The following is a 19179-nucleotide window of genomic DNA, read 5'->3' on the forward strand; positions in this document are numbered from 1 at the left end:
GTCGAACTGGTCAGTCGATGTCGGGCAAATCTACTGTCTGGCCGGCGAGCGCGTGTGTGCAGTCACCGAGGAACTGGATGCGACCGTCTGTCACGAACGAGTGGCATCGCAAGGGGCGCGCTGGCGGCAAGCCTTCACCTCGCAGATAGGCGGCATGCTCTTCTTTCGTGAGTTGGACCACTCCTGTCACCAAAATGCTCGGGGTAAACGTGGGGCTGTCCATGCTGCCATTCCAGCTCCAAACCGGCGGCTGCGGTCCTCTCACATGCACCTGGTGTAGAAAGCCGCAACCAGGGCAATCGAACATCATGGTGCGCATACCATCGCCGCTCTGCATCTCTTCCAATTTCACTTAGACCCCCAATGCCTTCTTCGCGCGCTCCCAGAGCGCACGGCGGTCGGCAATGCCCGTCGTGCCGCCGTTGATGGCGCGCGTCAGCCCTAGAAAATCGCCGCGATCAGCAAAGCGGTTCAGGTTGTGCTGTAGCCAGAACCAGGCAGCCGATGCGGCAGCGTTTTCCGGCTTCTCCAGCAGCTCGGGCTGGGCGACCAGATCAAGTCCCAGCGCAGCGCCGCATGCGGCGTAGTTGACGCGCCCAGTAATCTGGATGAGCCCGCGCCCCATGAAGCGCTTGCCGTCGCCCGGCTGCGTGTTCCCGAGATCCGCTCGGCCCTCGTACCGAACCTGGGCCGGCGTGGCCCCCCAGATTTCCCGCAGGTATCGGAGCTGGCCCGACTCGTGCCCAACCTGCGCCAGGAAAGCCGCTGCGCGCGCTGGCGTGTTGATCTGCCGGAACAACATCGCATCAGCCAGGATCGGCGCAAACACGTCCGCGCGCGCGCCGGCCAGCGGCATGATCGCGTGCAGCTGCGCCGCTGTGACAAGGGGCTCAGCCATTTTTCACACCTGTCACGATCTGGCGCACGTCTCCCGCAACCTCGACGGCAATCTCCGCCGCATCCTTGTCCTTGCGCTTGTTCAGAAAGTTGAATACCCAGCGGACAATCGTCCAACCGGGCAAGCCGCACGAAAAGTAGATGCCGCCCAGCGCCATAGCCCCGTTGGTCGTGGTCATCCATGTGGCAAGCCCAAAGTACTGGATTGCCGCAGCGCCGCCGCAAAGGCTGGCCACCACCGTCGAGATCAAAGCAACTGCCCATTCACCGCGATTCTTCGGCAGCGTCATCACCATCACCACAATCGTTGCAAGCACGCTCGCACCTCCCGCCACTGCGGCCGTACCGCCCATGGCTTTGAAAGCGGCCGCACCTGCGGCCCCTGCTGCCGCGCTTCCGCTGATTGGTTCGGACATTCAGACCCCCGAGAAAAGAAAAAGCCCGCTCGCGGCGGGCTGGTTTAATGTTCTTGACAATAGCCCCATTGGGGCTAATACTGTTTGCACTGGGTAGCGCATCCGCGCAGCCCGCCATCCCGCAAGGACGACCATGAAACCCGAGTTCATCACGCGCGTGATGCGCGCGCTTCCCTATGTCAATCGATTACTCCCCGCCAACGCCAGAGGAACTGCGCAAGCTGAAGGAACAGCTGGGCTTCACCGGCGAGCAGATGGCGTCACTGTTCGGCCTCGCCGGCAACAACCAGTGGCGGAAGTACACGGGCGGCGAGCAGCCGCGCGAAATGAGCGCACAGATGCTGTTCTTTGGGCTCGCGCGCCTCGAACTGGACGACAAAGCCATCGATCGCGTGCTGCAACGCATGCGCCAGGTCGGCGCGACCATCGATTTGACGCAGGATGGCGAGCCGCAGTCGTAGCGCTATTGTTCGGCTGCGTCACGGCGGCGCATGCCGAGCTTCCTATCCATCTCGAAGCCGGCGTTGGCGGAGCCGCCTATAGCCGCGGGCCGGATGGCTATTGGGTGCAAGAACGCTTTCCACACAAGCTGCAACTCACAGCCCCAGCCTACGAGGTAGGCTTTACGGGCGACTTATACCGTGCATCCCGCTGGGGCATTTCATGGCACGCAGATTGGGCCTGGCTCGGGCAGATCCATACCCAGAGTCTTGCCACACCAAGCGACGACAACTACAACCCAACATCGGCAACAGGATGCAATGGCGAGTGCCTTCCGCTCGCGAACTTCCGTGGCTCTGGCCACGCCCAAGCACTTCTGCTCACCCTCGAACCGCACTACGACGTCGGCAAATGGCGATTCGGAATTGAGGCCGGCCCGACGTTGCACCGCGCGACTTGGGTGGAAGATGTAAGTAACTGGCACGGGACGGCCCCATGGCCTATCACCTTGCGAGTCAGCAGCACTGACGGATGGCGCCCGGGCGCAGTCATTGGCGCCTCGGTCTCATACGGCAATGTCTCGCTGGTCTATCAGCATTTCTTCATCAAGCCCTCAAACAACAACCTCACACCATCGATCTGGCATTCGGTGGACTTGCTACTATTGCGCTATCGGTTCTGATCAGCCGATTAGGCATCTTCAACGGAACGAGAGAACAGTGACGGAACGCATCGCACCAGCCCTGCAATACGCACGGCCGAAAAACTATCACACGGTCCAGGCGCTGAGAGGTTTGGCGGCAATGGCAGTGATGCTCTACCACTTCCACACCGCATTCAATCTGCCGTCGTTTCCCCTCGGGGACTATCTGTTCAAGCGCGGAGATCTGGGTGTGTCGCTGTTCTTCGTAATCAGCGGATTCGTCATGGGGCTGCCGACATACAAGTCAGGCATGCATTCGGCATGGGAGTTTGCCGCCAAGCGGCTTGCGCGGATCGCCCCCCTCTATCTGATCGCAACCGTCGTCTGGTGTTACGTCAGCATTCCCGGGTTCTCGCCGGTCGCAGACATTCTCGATCTCATTAAGGCGGCGATCTTCTATCCCCTAGGAAGCAGCCCAGCGCCCGTCTACGGCGCGAAGCTCTTCGTCGGTTGGACCCTCAACTATGAAATGCTCTTCTATGCAGTGCTCGCCATCGGGATATTGGTCGGGCGCCCATGGGTAGTCTTAGCCGTCTTTTTCCTGTCTACCCTCTGGGTGCGGCCAACATTGGACGGTGCGCTGTCCTGGGACCCATTTGTCGAGTATGGCTACCGCGTGGGCTATCTGAGGCTGGCGAGTAATCCCATCGTCTGGAACTTCCTGATCGGTGTTCTCGCAGCGCGCGCACTGCGCATCATTCCGAGTATCGGAAGAGAGGCGCAAATTATGCTCTGCGCATTTGTGTCGATTGCCGTCGCGTGGCAGTTATTCTCTGGATACAATTCCGGCTTCGGGCTAGTGCAGTCGGGCGCTGGCTTCGCTATTCTGGTGTTCGCGTTTGCTTGGTACGAGAAGTGCCACGGCGCTGCAGTGGTCAAGCCGCTTATTTTCTTGGGCAACATCTCGTTTTCGCTCTACATCTGGCACTTCGTGCTTCATGTTTGGTTGAGTGAATATCTGACAAAAATTGGAATGCTCGAATACTCAAGGGGATTCCTGTACGGATTGACCGTGTCTGCGCTCTCCATCGTCGTTGCTCGAATCTCCTATTTGCTGATCGAGCAACGATTGTCAAACTGGGTGCGAGATTTGATTCTCTCAACTGCACCCGGCCGTCACGCAGATGCAGTTGACCAAGCTAAGGCCTGAATCCATGCAATATCTGGCAATCCTCAGCATTTTTGTGGTGTCGCTTTCTTGATCTACCAAGTCACAGCGATCACGCCAGAGGTAGTCGTTGCAGCGCGCACGGCTGCTTTCTGCACCTGCAGATGCTGGAACGCGGCCCAGCCCTGGGCCAGCATTGCTGAGTAGAGCCCCTTCAGATCGGCGAGCGCGAAAGGAACCTGCGTATTGTCGGCAGCGAGCCAGTAGAAGCCCTGTGGCACCGCTCCTGCGATCGCAAAACCTTGCTGCGCCTTGAGCAGAACAATTTGGCTGTCCGCGTCTGCCTGGAACGTCTTTTTCACACCGGCCGCCGTAGTGAATGTGACCGGCTGAAATATTGCGCACGCATATGCCGACTCAAGCATTTCAATCTGCTTAGCCTGTGCTTGGGCTAAGGTAAGCGGTGGGTCCTGAACTGCGGCGGCCTGATCGGCTGTAATAGCCACCCAAGTGGGATCCGGCAAAAGCATTCCAGAGCTTACGGCATTGGCATGATCCAACGCTGAAAGAAAGTGCAGACCACCGGCTGCATCCTGATAGAACTGGTCTGCGTACATTAGCGAATCTCCTTCCACGTTGCGAGTGTGTAGCTACCCGCTGGCACAACATAGGACACTCCCGGTCGCACGATGGCGGAGACGGCGAGAGAAAGCCCAGAGTTCGGCATGCTGGAGCCAACAAATGCGACACCGTTCACGTTGATAATGGCTGATTGGTTGGTGGCTGTTGACGTAAGAGCAACGTTCACCAAGATAGGGCGCGACGTGGTGTTGTAATAGGTCGTGCCGATAGCGCGGCTTACCGTTACATCCTGCTCGGTCTGACCAAAGCCGATCGACTGCATCGCAGCGAACGCTTCGCCGCCCTGCCCCTGCACGAGCGTAGGCGCAGTGGCCCACGTCCCTGCCGTCGCCTCCGTGATGTTGATGTAGCCGACCACTCGATACGGAGAGTTCGCCGACACTGCCGATGCCGAGTAGATCGTGCTCGCCGAGTTAGAGCTGCCGCTGATCGTCGTGGGACTGATCAGGTTCGCTTCGGAAAGATCCAAGCCGCCGGCAACGTTCGCAATGCACAGGACGGGCGTGCCGCCGTTATAGGCCACCAGCAACGCCAGCATGGCCTGCGTGCCGCTTACTGTGCCCAGCGTCGCGCCCGACGGCACCGTGATGGAAAGACTTCCGGTCGATAGCGGCGTTACTGCGCCGCTGCTCAGCGTCCCAGAACGGAATGCCAAAGCTGTAGGCGAGAGCGTGCAGGTCAGCGCATTGGATGCTACGGACGCTGACACGGGCAGAAGCCCAACATACCCCGACGAAACGGGGTCCAAGACAATCATCAATGACCCGTTGTACTCAACGTCGGTCAGAAGATTGCCCGGGATCACGGCTGGGTTGATTGCTCCATCGGGCCCGTACTGAGCCAAGCCGACCGCGCCCAGGCCGTTGATGTTCAGCGTGTTTGCGCCCGTTGTGCCGACAGCGTTGAAGTTGACGCGAAAACGCTGGCCGGCGACGTATGACGTAATGGCCGGTGACGGCGTCAACGTGAAGGCCGGCGCAGTGCCGCCAGTCGTGAAGGCCGTTCCTGCTTGTGTCTGGATCTGCCCCATCTGAACCGCATGCCTACTTTGCGTAGCCGGCGCTACTTGGCTGGGACCACCAGCGCACTCGAACAACACGCAGATAGGGTTACCGCTATTCACGCTCGAGATTGTGGTGCGCACCAGAACTGCAGTCCCACCAACGGCCAGCTCGGTTCCTTGCAATGGTTGGAGGCCCAGCCCATAGATAGGAATGGCTGGAAGACCGTCGGGTGCATAAGTTGACGGACCCGTATTCGCATGAGCAATCTTGACCTGCTGGACCACGCCATCGACCCATGTTCCGGATACCAAGGGGATCGCGTTGATCGCGGTATATGCGTTCGCAGCCCCAGTGTCGGCCAAGACGACAGTAACCTGCCCGAGACGCTTAATCGCTGAAAGAACCTGGTTGAATTGGTTCTTGGCAAGTGTTAAACCCGCTCCGGTAACAACATTCGCCAACTCCATCATCACTGAGTTGAGCCATTCAGCCGGAACAATAGTGGCTGGCGTGCTCGTTGCCGGGTTTCCATCCGTGAAAAAGCCTGCTGTACCGGCAGCCGTCGACGCCGGCTGCGTAGTCGCTGCCGTCGAGTTATCTATCTGATACATGGATTTCCTTACGAGTATCGGAACTGGAGGACTGTGTGAGCCGGCGCAATGGCACTTAACTCACACTGGAGGACGGTGTTATTCCAGCTGGCCAGAGGCTCGCCGGCAGCAGATTGGCCCGCAGCAAAGCGAACCACTGTGTTGAGCGGCGCATTGACCGACCAGGTGAAGAACCAGTCGGCAGTGCCGAGTTGCTGGCCCGCCGTGCTCTGCCCACAACGGAAAGGAGCAAAGTTGGTGATCGTGATTCCATAGCCCAGCTTGGCCGCAAACCCGATGTAGTAGGCCGCAGACTGGCCACCTGAGTTTGCGAGGCGAGCAACAACCTGCGCGCGCCTTTGCTGCACAGTTGGGGATTCACCGGCACACGGGTCCGGCAGGCCGAGAGTGGACTCCCACTCGGGGAGCAATTCGTACGTCGTACCAGGGAACGAATCAACCAGCAGGTAATTGGAACGCGCGGTCTGTCGTCCGTAGACCTGGGTCAACCCCGAGAACACCTGAGTCTGGACCGCATCTTGATCGCGAGGCCAGACGCGACCACGCGGCATCAGCGCTTGGAAGGCTCGGAGATAATCGTCAGAGGTGAGATTTGGCGCTAGCATCCCTCACCTCAAACGTAAGTCACAGAGCCGAGCACAGGGATATTCCCCGTTGCATTCGTGATGTTGCCCACCGGTGAAGTGATGACAAACCCAGAGGTGTTCGGGATAGCAGCAATGGCCGACTCAATGGCGGAAAGATTGATCGTCCCACCTGGCGAACCATTCGAGAGAAATACCCCTGAAATTGCCGCCGCGATGGCTGCACGCGTAGCCGTGGTCGAAGACGTCAAACCGGAAATCGTAAAGTTGACCATGTTCGCGATCGGTGCGCACGCGTAGACAAGCGCGGTGACGGGCTGTAGCGAGATGAGCGCATTGGCAAGCATGAGTTGATCGCCTGTCGCCACAACACCACGCGGTACGCCTCCCGGACCTTGGTCGTATTGCGAGACACCGTTCGAACCCTGCGGGAATCCATTGAAAGCCGCTTCCGCGTTGTCCATCATGAAGTAGACGACCACGGTCCCGGTGCCGAACCCATTCGGGGCAACCCACACCCGCGTCACACCAGCGACAGCGAGCGCCCAAGTCGGGTAGTCGCCCTTCGCCCCGCCTTGTGGGGCTGTCTGAAATGCGGAGATGACCCGCGCACTGAATGCGGCGTTGGTTTCCACATCCGCGCCGCCGCTGATTGCTCCCGTTGCGGTTCCGCCTGACTGGATACCGGTGATGGCGACGCCCAGCGACATGGCCGTACCGCTCACGCAGTTTCCGGCTGAGCCGGCCGTGACGGCAGTGACCGCCACCGTCACAGAACTGCCTGACACAGTTGCGCTGGCGTTGGTGGTGTACGTCACACCATCACCACGAACCACCGTGGTGCCTGCTGGGATCGTTCCGGAGGCACCCGAAAAGGTGACATTCCCGGTAGCCGAAGTGGCCTGCTTGCGATATACGCTCTTCAGCGCGCCCCATGCTTCCAGGTATTCATCCGTGGCCGTCCACGGCACCGCCTGCTTTGCGATCCAGTCCAGATAGCCATAGTGGAGGTGCGCGAGACCAGCCTGAACGTTCCCCGTGATGCGAAGGTTGGCGACGCGCAGCAGCGGATCCGAACCGGGAACGCTGGACGCGATGTCAGAGGCGACTTGCGTCTGCAGATCGGTCAGTAAAGGCCGAGCAAATGGCATCAGTTAATCCCGTTCCATGCCCACGAGTAAGCTTTCGCAACCGTGGAACCATCCTGTTTGTACGCGACGACCTGTGCGCCTAGCTGGCCCGCGGACGTCCACTCGACATAGACGTCGAACTTCGCCACCACACCGTCATCGATCATCCATTGCAGCGCCTCGACGATGTAGTCATAGGCGCGTTGCAGCGTTTCTTGAGTCTGCTTTGATCTGTTCAGCAACCATAGGCGCGAGCCCAGCTTGACCGTGCTGAACTCGTCACCCCACCATCCACGCGGATCGTTGGTCCCGTCTGGAATCACGTCCTCCGGCTCTGCCTGGCGATCGGTGAACAGCGAGATCAGCAACGCAGTCTCAATATCGTTGCCGGTCGTCAGCAACGCGCCCGTCATGCTCCAGTCACCGCGGCTGTTGGCGGTATCCCAGGTGGTCGTCGTATCGGTCATTCCGTCTGGTTCGGTGCATTAGAGTTGATCGTGCTACCGCCCGTCTGGATGTTCTGGATCGGGTGGGTGTGCGTGTTGTAGATGCTTCGCATCTGCGCCATCGTGTGCGCGTTCGTCCCGAAGTTGTCCTGCATATCGCCGCTGGATTTCACCATCGGCGTATCAAACTCAATGCCCCCAGGCGCTACGATCTTGAAGAGGCCAGAGCAGTTGACAGTGACATTTGAGGCGTCATTGACAGTTACTGGCTGCCCCTTCGCCTCGACCACGATGCCGCCTGATGCCGTCATGTAGACGTACTTGCCGTCTTGGCTGTAAAGCATCGTTTCGCCAGGCGCCAGCCCCGTCGGCCTTGAGGGTTGATGAACCGTCCCAAGCACCACCCCATTCGAGCGGTCCCCTCCCAGGAATACGACAAAGGCGTCAGACCCGGTAGGCGGATTGGACGTCAGGCCAAATTCCGCAACACGTGGCGTGTTATCCCGTGTCTCCAGGGGATTCAGCTTCACCTGCATCATCTGCACGCCGCCGGAATCGTTGACGGTTGTCACCAACGCACGGGCGAGCGAAAGCAGAACGCGCCGAGCGACGCGCTCAAGAATTCCATGCTGATCGGTCATTGCTGAGGGACAGTTCCGATGACGTCGCCAAACTGCGGCTGGATAAGCACTGGCTGCGGCAAAAACGCCTCCGGCGCCATCAAGGTGAGTTCTGCATGCGTGCCATCGAGCCCAAGGTGATACGTCACCTCGGAAATCAGGTAACGCACCGGCACAGTCCCGGCCTGGTCGCCTGACACCTTCAAGGACGGAATCAAGACGTCAATGAGACGGTTAGGCTGCCACACGTTCCCTGCAACGTCTCGCCAGTTGTCGACGGTCAGATGGACCACCTCCGACCGACCGCTACGGCGAGCCACCTCCCATATCGCACGCTGTTTTCCGATGCTCCACCCAAGCTCCCCAGCTTCAGCAATGATGATGCGTCGGCGGTGTCGGGGAACGTTTGGGTCTTTGGCCGTAAATGCCGGTGCATTGACAGCGTTGAGGTCGAGCAGGTTGTTTGTGCCGACCATGACGCAGATGATCTCGGAAAAGCGTTGATCCATGGAGCGCTCGACTGCCGCGCTTTCCATGTTGACGCCCTCTTGAACACCGCTGGCCATGGCCTCGGTGCCCGCACGGGTGAGTTCCAGCGTCCCGTCTGCGTTCTCATACACCAGCAGCGCACTAAACCGGGCCGACCGCTCGATGATCTCGTATGCGGTTTCTCCCAGCATGATGTTCTGCTGCGGGATGATGGGCAGCCCAGTCACATCCGAATTGACGGTAATGCCGTACGGCACAGCAAGCTTGGTTGCTATGTCGAGCGCCGTGCAACTGCTGATCTGTCCGTTTGGCCACTCGGCAGCGCAATCGAGCAGATCCTGGCACTTGCCGCGGCCGGTTACACGAATCTCGTGCATGTTGGCGCTGATCGACGGCACAACTCGGTCCACATAGCCCGTGATGACCGGATCAGCGCCGAGCGACAGGATGCACTCGTCGCCCTCCTGCACAACAAAATCATTGGCCTGCCCGGGGAACAACTCCGTCATCCCGATTTCGAAGTCGCTCGGGAATCGCTCAATGCCACGCGTACACCGCAAGCTCGTCCAGCCCGACAGCATGTTGCCGCCGACCGATAGATAGATTCCGTCGTCCTGCATCGCTTAGTTTGAGAGCGCAGAGAACTTCACTGGCATAAATGCCGGGTGGATAGGATTGGCCTGCGATACCAGCTCGTCGCTTCGCGTCGCATCTCTGTAGATGCGGTTTGCTAAAGCGAGCGCCGGCAACGTGCTGGAAAAATTGAACACCTGCACCGACGCCAACCCTGACCCGCGCGCATCCAGGTCTGCAACCACGGCCTGCCGCAGGCTCCTCAGCGACATGTAGACGCCATCCTCACCCTGATTTGCGGCAATCGTGATCTCGTTGTCGAGAAGCGCGGCAATGCTGTCCCGAACGTTGGATGCATCATCGGCCGACACCGGCTGATACCCGGTTGCCGATACCGCAATTTGCGACACCGTGGAGCGCCGAAGCAGGTCAGCGCAGGCCGCCTGCATGGTCGTCTGCGCAACAGCAATCTGCGATGCGCCCACAACTGGCGCCGGAACATAGCTGAGAAGCGACGAGAGAAGGCGAATTGCATCTGCCGGCGACGATGCCGAGGCTGCAAGGGCGGAGACAACACTCTGCGCCGATGCTGCGAATGTCGCCTGATCGGCACCCACATTTGACGCCGCCGCGGAGAGCGCGCTGCCAGCAGTTGCAACGGCTGCCCGATTGAGCGTATCAGCCGAGATCAGGCTCGCCACTGTCGCTGTGCTCGCAGCCTTCGGGTTGGAGCCTGCATACCCCTCATTTCCGCCGCCGAATAGGCGCCCGAAATTCCCGGCCAACGTAGAGACAGAGTTCCAGAATCGCCTTACGTCGTGGATCAATGTGGTGACGGACTGATACCAGCCTACGACAGTAGACACAGCCGACTGAATAACCTGAGCCCCAGCCGATACAACGCTAGCGATACGCTTGGCGAAGCTCATCAGCGTCGATGCGTTCAGATCCGAGGCAGCGCTCTCAACCGCACTCGCCGTGGGCTTTTTAGATTCCGGATAGAGACGATCACCTCCACGGACGAAAACGAACCGGACTTCGACAACGCGCCCACGATCCCAGGAAGTTCCAAACTCCACCTCCATGCAGTTCGCTTTGAGCGTACCAAACGTCGGATGCACGAGCGTGCCAAGGCCTGGCGCCTTGGTACTGCCAGTCGCACCACCTTGAATCGCCTTCAGAAGCCGATCACGCTGGTCAAGGACTGGCCCTCCACCATAAACAAGGCTGTTCTCGACGAGGAAGCCAGCAATGCGAAAGACGTTGGTTTGCAGCCCCAGATCCTCAATCCAGGGCATCGTTTCCTTGTTCGGGTACTCATGGACGACAGAGCGCCGTCCAAATCGCCCGGTTTCAGATAGCACCGCAAAGGGGATACCGTTGTAGCTGGCGGGGCGGAGCTGGCTCCAATATCCGCTCCCGCTGAAAATACTCGTCAGTTCGCTGACGGTCTTTGCAACGCCCGCGATGCTTCCGACGGCATTTCCTACTTGCGCGGAAAAACTCATGCTTGGGGTCCCGTAACGTTCGAGGTACTGACGCGCGCACCCGACGCGCCATTGCCCCGCACGCTGGCCGTCGCCCGAGTACCCGGAGGGGCGTTGTGCACTTGCACGTCAATTTGGAGCTTCTGCTCGATGGCGGCTGCCATTTGACCGCGCTGCGCAGCTTCACCGGCGGCATCAGCGGGCCGCTCATACAGGCGCGAAACGATGGCCCCCGCTTCCTGGGAAGTCTTGGCCCCTTGTAGCGCGCGACCGGCCGCCTGTTCTTTGCCTTGGCGAAGCTCGTAGTCGGCAAATTGCAGTTGCTGTTCTAGCGTCGACCCGCGAATGTCCGCACCCGTCAGCTTCTTGAACTCGTATTGCCGGTCTTCATGCCACTGGCCGATGCCGTAGGCATGCCCGTTGTCGCCGACAGCCTTAGGATTGAAGAGGCTTTCCTTCCAGAAATTAGCCGCCAAACCCGCGGCTGCCTCCTTGGACCAGCCCATAGCCTGCAGCTTGGCAACAACGCCCGCCGTTTGAGGATCATTCGCCGCTCCGGCACGACGCCGATCCCCAATCGGATCACCCTTCCATGGCTCCCCTGCGGTCGCCTGGTGATCCTCCAAGTATTCGGCTTCCCCGGTATTCAGGTCCTTTGAGTGCAGCAACGCCAACACAGCCGCCATAACGGGGCCACCAGCTAGTCGGGCCAATGCCGTCACGGCTGCAGGCACCGTCGTAGAGGTCAGCAGCGTCAGATTGGCAATCAAGCCCAGCACGCTGGCGATGGGGCCGGCGAACGAGATCGCAGCGATTGCAATGGCGATACCCTTCACGCCGCCGATGGCATCGACGAACTTTCCGATTTGATTGGTGGTTTTCTCCCAATCAACCTTCTCGATCCACTTCGCGAACTTCTCGGCGTACTCTGCGACCTTCGTTGCAACCATGTCGCCATACTTATCGACAAGTCGCCCGATGACGTTCAAAACCGTCTCGACAGCAGGCGCGAGGGCCTCACCAAATGAGTACTTCAGCTTCGTTGCCGATGCTTCAAGGCGCAGCATGTTCTCGTTGAACCGCTTTCCCTTGGCGATTTCCTTGTCGTCGAATACAAGACCCATCGAGCGCGCCTTGCGCACGAAGTCGTCAATTCCCTGACCGCCTCGCTGGAGGAGAGGAAGCAAAGATTCCACGCCGAAGGTGCCTGCAATCAGTGCCTGGGCCTGGACATTCCCTTTCTGCGCGACGATGGCGTTCGCCACATCGTGAAGTGCACGGGTCGCGTCGACAGCGCCATCCTTCGTTTTATGGAGCCGGATGCCGAACTTCTGCATCATCACCAAGGCATCTTGGTTCCGTCCATACGTAGCGTCTTGTATGGTGCGCCCCAAAGTCTTCAGGCTTCCCGTCATGTCTTCGGCGGAGAGCCCAGCAAGTTTTGCCGCACCGCGATACGCCTGCAGTTGATCCTTAGAGATGCCGAGGACGCTAGAAGTCCGCTCCACCTCCATCCCCATCTTGCCCCACTCATTGGCGAGCAGCGCAATCCCTGCGACGGAGCCGATGCCGGCTATCGCTGCGAGCGGGGTGAGCACCGATGCAACCTGGCGGGCCGCATCCTGAGCGGCTCCCCCAATCGACTTGATGCCCTTGGCGACGCGGTCGAGGCCGGCCTCCTTGCTCAAGGCAGAAAACGATGCCTTGAGATCAGTTGCCGGCTTCGTGACGTTCGCGATCGAGGCCTTGATCTTTCGGATCGAGGCCGTGGCCTTGTCGACCGCAGAGATCGTGACCTGAAACGTCGAACCAGCCGCCATTCACTGCTCCATCAGTTTTTTGATTCGCATCGCCTGCTCCATCCACCATTCCAGGCGGGACAGGCTCAGTCGCCACGCATCCTCTGGCCCCCAGCGGAAAAAATGCGTGACGTCAGCAACTACGCTTCCGCAGCCGTCGGGCCATCGTCGGTAAAACCCCCGAGGTACTCGTTGGCCTCCGTAAAGTCGCGTTGACACAGCTTCTCAACGGCAATCTTCGGCACCCCTGCCACCAGGTGGATCAACATGATCCCGATGCCGATGTTGCTGGATGCCGCCATGGCCTTGTCGAGTTCGCCAGCAGTCGGCTCGCGAAGGTTGAGCGAGTCGTACGTCACAGCCGCCTCGCCGCTGCCGATCGTGACCGGCTTGCGGAGCTTCAGAATTTTTTCTTCGGGCTGCGACATGTCATGCCTCCGTGACGCTCGGGCCTTCCCACTTCACTTCGAGCGTGGCCTCTGCGGTCTTAACTTCCTGGACATCGACCGTCCACATGTTCCGGCCGATGATCGTCTTGCCGTTTGCCAACTGCAGCACGACGGTCGAGTTCGTCATCGCGTTGATAGAGGCAACGCTCAGGTTCTTGGCGTCGCGCAGCGTTGCGGAGATCATCCCGGTCGACGGCTTCTCGCTGTAGCCATGGACGGTGTCCTGCCCGATCAGCGATTCGCGCTCGATCTTCGAAACGCGATACGTGAGGTCGGCTTGTAGCATGTAGCTCTGCCCGTCGACCGAGATGAATGCAATCCCGGCCAAGCGGTTGGTGGTATCGGCCATCTGGCCCTCCAGATAGAGTGGCCGCGCGAGGGCGGCCTATTCGATTAGCTGAGGCGGAACTGGGCCAACAGCGCGAAGATGCGAAGCTGGTCGATCAGCGTTCCAGGCCAAAGGACGTCCACCCGATTTGGGTTGCTGGCGTTCTGCTGGACGATTAGCGACTGCGCGAATGCTTGGCTGTTCTGGACGTAGCCGTTGTACTCAAGCGTTTGGTACTGGGCGATCAGATCGGCGCGAATCATGCTCGGAGTAACGATGTTCGATCCCGGAGCGAACCGGGTGCCGTCCGCCGCCAGCTTCACTCGCGCATACTTCGATGTGACGAGCGTGGCCATCGCGCGCAAAACGAAGGCCAAAAGGAACATCGTCTCGATTTCGAGATAGGAGTTGTCCGGCTGACCGAAAGCGTTCAGTTGGTAGGTTGTGATCGCATTCTCGATACGCACCGTCCCGTCGGTACCGACCGTGAACGTCGAAATCCCGTCGTACAGGTTGGTATTGCGCTGCGATAGCGAGAACTGCGATGCAAGCGGCGGAGCCAACACATCCGCCAGCGCTACGGTTTGCAACGGCACACCCGGGTCAGCGCGCAGGCTGACCGCCGAAGCAGCTGCGAAGGCCGCAGCCCACTTCCAAACCGGCGTAGGCGAATCGTAGAAGCCCATGCACGATTCATGCTGGTTGTTGCGCGCCAAGCCGAACGTCGTCAGTGCGGCAGAGGTGCCACGGTAGGCGAAGAAGCAGTGCCCGTAGACTTGAACGCTCCAGGACCAACGCCCGGTGGCATCGTTCAGGAACGACTGCAACGCATTCAACGATGTCGTGTCCGTGTAGGGGCAGACGATGAAGTCGAACGGCATGCTTTGCAGGTTCGCCAATCCCGTGGTCAGACTGGGATTGGTTGCCCCGCTTGCCATGGCGGTGATGGTGAATGCGAGGCCTGCCGGCGTCGATTCACCGCCTGCGACGCCGCGGTAGTTAGCGCGAATGTCGATGTCGTTGCCGGCCAAACCCTTGTTCTTGGCCGTGATGGTCACGGTCGTGGTGCTCGCCGTAGCGGTGACCGCCAGGTCGTTGATGGCATTGATCGCCGCTGCAACCGCCGTCGCAACCTGAGCGGTCGTCATGCTCGCCGTGACAGCAGTCGTGACCAGCATGCCGCCGATGTACAGCGAGAGCGCGCCGCTAGCAGTCGGGGCCGACGTGAACGCAATGGAGCCGGTAGCTGCGGTGGCAGCGGGGTCATCTGCCAAAGGCAGATACCAAACCTCGCCGAAGGTGTCGTTCTGGCGGTACGTATAGGTCATCTGCGCGAGCATCGACCCCTGGCCGCCTTGCGTTTTTGCATCGGCGACGCCTTGCGAGATGATCGGCACGTTCGGGGTTGCCGTGCCGGCCGAGGTGATCTGGCCGATGATCAACGCACGCTGATTGGCCGTTGCGGTGTTCGCTTGGCTGTTGTCGACCTCCGCGTAGAACAGCGGCACACGGAGGTTCTGCGGGATCTGCTTGAACGGAATCGTCATTGCTTGTCACCCCCGGTTGTGGGCTTGGCCTTCGCCGGAGGCGTCAGCGTTACGTCCTTGTCACGCAGCAGGCGATCCCAATAGAGATCGCCGTCAGCGACTTCGAGCCCGTTTTCATCGAGCAAATTCATCGTTGCCGGGTCTCGCACGGAGAGCCCGGGACTCGGGAAGACCTTCATGAGTGGTGCTCCTACTGGGGCAGAGTGATATTCAAAGCGCCCTCATTGCGGCCATCAGGCCCCGAGGTGCGAGGTGCGGGATTGACTGCAGACGGGAACGGCGGATTCGAATACGTGCCATTCGCGTCGAAGGGCTGGGCCATGTCGGCGTTAATGGCCAATGTTTGCAGCGGATTGGTGGGGATCTGAAAGAACAGCTCCGGCCCCTGGTAGAACTTCACTTCGATGGACATGGCCAGTTCGGCCATCGGCATTTCACCTTCGGAGTTCGTGTTGATCTCCGAATCCAAGGAAGTGAACTGCTCGATCCGCTGCCCACCCGCCGGATCAGCCCAAATCAGCGGGTTATTGATGAGAGCCGTTTCTATCTGCAGCTTGAGAGCTTCAGCGGCACTCAGCGCGACTGCGGATCCAGCATCGCCAACCTGCGCCGCAGATTTGGTCCGAGCGACAATCTCGACGGTGGTATAGACATCGAACTCGGGCGTGTTAGGACCGAGTGACACCTTTCGCTCCTTTCTCGCATGCACGAGAATCAGCGGATACGCCCCAGACGAGGTCGGCCAATCGAACGGAGAAAATACCGACTGTCCCGCATCGGTTGCCCCTTTGAGGGCCATCACAAAGAGCGCCCGGATGTCGGCAGACGTTGTCATGGGCTGCTCACCTTCGACAGCATCAGTTTTGCGCCGCCGTGGCTATCCGAGCGAACCTCGCGCACGACGAAAGTCGTATTGACGCTAGCTACGGAAAGCTTGTCGTTCTGAACCGGCAGCGCCGAGAACTGGGACAACTGGACGCCAAGCACCGCACTGATCTCCGTCACGCCCTGCGACGCATCCTCGAACATCACTTCCTTGAGGTATGCGTCGTCAAACACGGCGGAGATTGCATAAACGCCCCCGGCGGCCGGCATGTATGTCACCGTCTCGCCGAATACGCCCATCAGCGGGCCTAGCACCACCTTGTCCCAGCTGATCGGCATCAGGCCTCCGAGCGGCCCGAGAGCAGAACTTCCGGACGCGTGCACAGGTACAGCGGGTATGCGTACGCTTCCATCTTCCACCACATGCGGCGGTCGCGATCCACGATCGGGAGAACGTAGACGGGGGCGCCCGGTTGGTTGATGAACTCGGCCGATTCGCCCGGCGCCATGACCTCTTGGAAGATGCCAGGCGCGTTGACCGGGAAGAACTTGACCTTGTCATCCGGAATCTTGATGGTCGAGTTGTCGTCCGAGCCGCGGTAGTTCACCCACGTGACGCCATCGAACTCAAACGATGCAAACGCATCGCCGAATGCGTCATCACGGATGTCCCGAGCGCCTTCCCAGTTCAGGAAGGTACGGATCACGTCTGGATGATTGGAGAACTGGTCGTAGAAGGCGTCTCCACACAGCGCCATGATGCGGGTCGTCTGGGTGAAGGCCCCTTGCGCCTTACGCGCCATCGTCCGCTTGATGTTGTTGATGATCGGGCGCAGGCTGTTCGCCGTTCCAGCGGCCAGATTGAAACCGACCTCGGTGGCTTGGGTGATTTGGAACTCGTCGAACCAGTTGTAGAGCACCGATCCGTCTTTTGGGTCGAGCACCAGACCCTGCACTGCGGCGAGGCGCAAATACTCTTTGGTGTACTCGACGCTCGCCAGGAGGCCCGTCGGTCCAGCCAGCCGGCGCGCTACTTCGCGCTCCAGCTGCATCGGTACCGTAACGATTTGGCCAGTAGCGCCTTCAGGAAACTCACGGATGTTCTGAATCTCGTACGTGTAGATCGTGTCGTCGTGCATCAGCCGCGGCACATCGAAGTAGCGCATCTTGCGCTTTTCCGTCGTGCGTTGCGTGCCCTCCGTACCACGCTCGCTGAAGCCGATGAGCTTCAGCGTACCGGTACGCTCTTCGACCGACACAGCGGTGGTGCGAATCGGATTCGGGTCGAAGATGTTCAGACGACCCAGCGCGCCCGGTTGGTACGGGTTGCGCTGCACGCCCTGCGTCAGGGTCAGCGCGCTGAATGCGTCGCTGTTAAAGATGTCGATGATTTCGCCAGCCATGGCTTGTTCCTTTTGGAAAAAGAAAAGCCGCCTTGCTGGCGGCCTCTGGGATTGCGGAAAAGAAAAAGCCGCCCGAGGGCGGCTTGTGGATCAGGCGGTTTCCGCGTTACCGCGGCTGGATGCCAAGCGACTTCAGTTGCGCAAGAGCGGCAGTGATTGCGGCTGCGCTCATGCCTGTCGGCCAAACCAGTTCCGAAGCGTTCACCTCGCACTGTCGGACGACCACCGCACAAGGCTTGTCGACGGTGGTGACGTCTTTCGTTGCGAAGAGGATGCCGCTCGGGATCTGGGACCCGTCCACGTTGGCCGGATCAAAGGGCTTGTATTTGCCCGAGCCGGCCGCCACCGTGATCGAGAAGCTGTCGCCCGGAACAAAGGCGGTGCCGCCGGCAGTGATGGTGAAGGACAGGCCGCCCGCCTTGAATGCGACGCCGGTGGTGCCGTGACCGACTTCTGCGCCGGTCGGATCAGAAACGATGAAGTGCGTCGCATCATCGAATTCGACGGCGTAGACGCCCACCTTGGCGGCATAGCCGGCCGCGGTCAGCGATCCCAGAGTACCGTTGCCCGTGTTCGTGCCACCAGCAGCCGACGTGACGGTCGGGTTGCCCGGGGTTGCGGCGGCGGTCACGGTAAAGGTGTCGCCGGCCACGAACGCCGTGCCGCCTGCAGTGATAGTGAAACCGATCCCCAGCGCACTGAATGCGACGCCGGTGGTGCCGGTTGCAGTCTGTCCGTCCGGCGCCGTCACCGTGAAGGCAGTCGCAGCCGTGAATAGGATGTTGTAGACACCGATCATCGTGGCGGGTGCAGCCTGCGGCGTGATCGTGCCGAAGGTGCCGTTGCCGGTGTTGGCGCCAAGAGCCACTGCGCCTGCGGTCAGCGCGGAAGTGACCGTACCGAGCACTGTTCCGGCGAGCACCTTGACGCCCCCGGTAAGCGTGCCTTGATCGATGGATTGATGGCCGTTGGCTTGGGAGACGAGAAAACCACCGTTGTGGAACGTCTCCTGGAACGGCGTATAAGTGGGATTGCCCATGGTTCAGATCCTTTAAGGCGGAAACGGTTAGCGGCGGCCGGCCGGGTTGACGGCCTGCAGGTTTTTGTCCCAGCGTGCGGCCAGCGCCTGCTGGTGCGAAGGCTTCACAGCATTGGTCCCGATGACGGGATTGCGCGCGGAGCGATCCGAATGCCCCGCCGGAGCCGGCGTCGCCTCCAACGTGGCGATCGCTTCGGCGCGCGTCATGCGCGTCTTGAAGGCCAAGTTGGCGGCGAGCACAGGATTTCGTGCCGCAGCTTTCGACGCGAAGATGGCAGCGCAGCGGGCTTGTTCACGGCGACGTGCTCGGGCGACCGCACTGCGACCGCGCATTTCGCCGTCATCGTCTTCGGCATCCGGGTCGCTGTCTTCGTCGTCTTCCGCCTTCGCATCCTTCTTTTCGTCCTCTTCCTCGGCCTCGTCCTTCTTGTTGTCGTCCTCGGCTTTGGCGTCCTTGTCGTCCTTTTCCTTCTCATCGGACTCGGATTCGGCCTTGGTGCCCTTGTCCTTGTCGTCCTCTTCCTCAGAGCGGAGATCCTTCTTGTCGTCTTCATCCTCGGCCTTGGAGGCCTTTGCGGACAATCCGGCGAGATGGGCGAACGAGAGCCCGCGCGCCGCAAGGGAGCGAATACTCATAT

At 60.1% G+C, this 19179-nt stretch carries 24 protein-coding genes; 3 read left to right on the forward strand and 21 right to left on the reverse strand.

Annotated features, from left to right (window positions below; genetic code table 11):
• Positions 1–10: 10 nt before the first annotated feature.
• The 3 genes from ACCD03_RS02885 to ACCD03_RS02895 are packed head-to-tail and all read right to left on the reverse strand — an operon-like array spanning position 11 to position 1187.
• Entirely contained in the window at positions 11–352 is a 342-nt protein-coding gene (locus tag ACCD03_RS02885) for a DUF6527 family protein (RefSeq protein ID WP_413410744.1), read from the reverse strand.
• Positions 353–898 carry a glycoside hydrolase family 19 protein gene (locus tag ACCD03_RS02890; RefSeq protein WP_413410745.1) on the reverse strand — a complete coding sequence of 182 codons (546 nt, stop codon included), beginning with the start codon at positions 896–898 and terminating at the stop codon, positions 353–355.
• Positions 891–1187 (reverse strand): hypothetical protein, encoded by a 297-nt coding sequence (locus ACCD03_RS02895; protein ID WP_413410746.1) that lies wholly within the window; start codon positions 1185–1187, stop codon positions 891–893. Before ACCD03_RS02895 ends, ACCD03_RS02890 begins: the two co-directional genes overlap by 8 nt.
• Positions 1188–1489: 302 nt before the next feature.
• Between ACCD03_RS02895 and ACCD03_RS02900 the strand changes: the two genes are divergently transcribed.
• From ACCD03_RS02900 to ACCD03_RS02910, 3 genes are read left to right on the forward strand one after another with little or no spacing between them, the layout of a single operon-like run.
• Entirely contained in the window at positions 1490–1774 is a 285-nt protein-coding gene (locus tag ACCD03_RS02900) for an XRE family transcriptional regulator (RefSeq protein ID WP_413410748.1), read from the forward strand.
• Positions 1775–1779: 5 nt separating this feature from the next.
• On the forward strand, positions 1780–2436 hold the full coding sequence (locus ACCD03_RS02905; RefSeq protein WP_413410749.1) for a hypothetical protein: 657 nt from the start codon (positions 1780–1782) through the stop codon (positions 2434–2436).
• Positions 2437–2473: 37 nt separating this feature from the next.
• Positions 2474–3607 carry an acyltransferase family protein gene (locus tag ACCD03_RS02910; protein WP_413410750.1) on the forward strand — a complete coding sequence of 378 codons (1134 nt, stop codon included), beginning with the start codon at positions 2474–2476 and terminating at the stop codon, positions 3605–3607.
• A gap of 53 nt (positions 3608–3660) precedes the next feature.
• Here ACCD03_RS02910 and ACCD03_RS02915 read toward each other — a convergent pair whose 3' ends face one another.
• The 18 genes from ACCD03_RS02915 to ACCD03_RS03000 all read right to left on the reverse strand — a co-directional run bounded on the left by ACCD03_RS02915 (position 3661) and on the right by ACCD03_RS03000 (position 19177).
• Positions 3661–4182 (reverse strand): DUF4376 domain-containing protein, encoded by a 522-nt coding sequence (locus ACCD03_RS02915; protein WP_413410751.1) that lies wholly within the window; start codon positions 4180–4182, stop codon positions 3661–3663.
• Positions 4182–5822 (reverse strand): hypothetical protein, encoded by a 1641-nt coding sequence (locus ACCD03_RS02920; protein ID WP_413410752.1) that lies wholly within the window; start codon positions 5820–5822, stop codon positions 4182–4184. The genes ACCD03_RS02915 and ACCD03_RS02920 overlap by 1 nt, the downstream gene beginning before the upstream one ends.
• Before the next feature lie 8 nt (positions 5823–5830).
• A complete protein-coding gene (locus ACCD03_RS02925; protein WP_413410754.1) occupies positions 5831–6427 on the reverse strand; it encodes a YmfQ family protein in 597 nt (198 codons plus the stop codon).
• 8 nt (positions 6428–6435) lie between these two features.
• A complete protein-coding gene (locus ACCD03_RS02930; protein ID WP_413410755.1) occupies positions 6436–7557 on the reverse strand; it encodes a baseplate J/gp47 family protein in 1122 nt (373 codons plus the stop codon).
• Entirely contained in the window at positions 7557–8003 is a 447-nt protein-coding gene (locus tag ACCD03_RS02935; protein WP_413410756.1) for a phage GP46 family protein, read from the reverse strand. The genes ACCD03_RS02930 and ACCD03_RS02935 overlap by 1 nt, the downstream gene beginning before the upstream one ends.
• Positions 8000–8623, reverse strand: a complete 624-nt coding sequence (locus ACCD03_RS02940; RefSeq protein ID WP_413410757.1) for a phage baseplate assembly protein V — start codon at positions 8621–8623, stop codon at positions 8000–8002. Before ACCD03_RS02940 ends, ACCD03_RS02935 begins: the two co-directional genes overlap by 4 nt.
• Positions 8620–9711, reverse strand: a complete 1092-nt coding sequence (locus ACCD03_RS02945) for a phage baseplate assembly protein (protein WP_413410759.1) — start codon at positions 9709–9711, stop codon at positions 8620–8622. Before ACCD03_RS02945 ends, ACCD03_RS02940 begins: the two co-directional genes overlap by 4 nt.
• Positions 9712–9714: 3 nt before the next feature.
• Positions 9715–11172, reverse strand: a complete 1458-nt coding sequence (locus ACCD03_RS02950) for a DNA circularization protein (protein ID WP_413410760.1) — start codon at positions 11170–11172, stop codon at positions 9715–9717.
• Entirely contained in the window at positions 11169–12971 is a 1803-nt protein-coding gene (locus ACCD03_RS02955; RefSeq protein ID WP_413410761.1) for a phage tail tip lysozyme, read from the reverse strand. Before ACCD03_RS02955 ends, ACCD03_RS02950 begins: the two co-directional genes overlap by 4 nt.
• 119 nt (positions 12972–13090) lie before the next feature.
• On the reverse strand, positions 13091–13378 hold the full coding sequence (locus ACCD03_RS02960; protein WP_413410763.1) for a phage tail assembly protein: 288 nt from the start codon (positions 13376–13378) through the stop codon (positions 13091–13093).
• 1 nt (position 13379) lies between these two features.
• The gene (locus tag ACCD03_RS02965) at positions 13380–13748 is read right to left on the reverse strand and encodes a phage tail tube protein (protein WP_413410764.1); all 369 of its coding nucleotides are present in this window, start codon (positions 13746–13748) and stop codon (positions 13380–13382) included.
• A 44-nt stretch (positions 13749–13792) separates the two neighbouring features.
• Entirely contained in the window at positions 13793–15274 is a 1482-nt protein-coding gene (locus ACCD03_RS02970) for a phage tail sheath subtilisin-like domain-containing protein (RefSeq protein ID WP_413410765.1), read from the reverse strand.
• Entirely contained in the window at positions 15271–15453 is a 183-nt protein-coding gene (locus tag ACCD03_RS02975) for a DUF2635 domain-containing protein (protein ID WP_004626052.1), read from the reverse strand. Before ACCD03_RS02975 ends, ACCD03_RS02970 begins: the two co-directional genes overlap by 4 nt.
• An 11-nt stretch (positions 15454–15464) precedes the next feature.
• Positions 15465–16109: an ABC transporter permease gene (locus tag ACCD03_RS02980; RefSeq protein WP_413410766.1), complete on the reverse strand. Its 645-nt coding sequence runs from the start codon at positions 16107–16109 to the stop codon at positions 15465–15467.
• Complete coding sequence (locus tag ACCD03_RS02985; RefSeq protein ID WP_413410767.1) at positions 16106–16438, reverse strand: hypothetical protein; 333 nt, start codon at positions 16436–16438, stop codon at positions 16106–16108. Before ACCD03_RS02985 ends, ACCD03_RS02980 begins: the two co-directional genes overlap by 4 nt.
• Complete coding sequence (locus tag ACCD03_RS02990; RefSeq protein WP_413410768.1) at positions 16438–17502, reverse strand: major capsid protein; 1065 nt, start codon at positions 17500–17502, stop codon at positions 16438–16440. Before ACCD03_RS02990 ends, ACCD03_RS02985 begins: the two co-directional genes overlap by 1 nt.
• Before the next feature lie 106 nt (positions 17503–17608).
• Complete coding sequence (locus tag ACCD03_RS02995) at positions 17609–18541, reverse strand: head decoration protein (RefSeq protein ID WP_413410769.1); 933 nt, start codon at positions 18539–18541, stop codon at positions 17609–17611.
• A 27-nt stretch (positions 18542–18568) separates the two neighbouring features.
• The gene (locus ACCD03_RS03000; RefSeq protein WP_413410770.1) at positions 18569–19177 is read right to left on the reverse strand and encodes a hypothetical protein; all 609 of its coding nucleotides are present in this window, start codon (positions 19175–19177) and stop codon (positions 18569–18571) included.
• Positions 19178–19179: the final 2 nt, after the last annotated feature.

It is taken from the genome of Ralstonia sp. Ralssp135, from assembly GCF_047304345.1.
GTDB classification, from domain to species: Bacteria; Pseudomonadota; Gammaproteobacteria; order Burkholderiales; family Burkholderiaceae; genus Ralstonia; species Ralstonia chuxiongensis.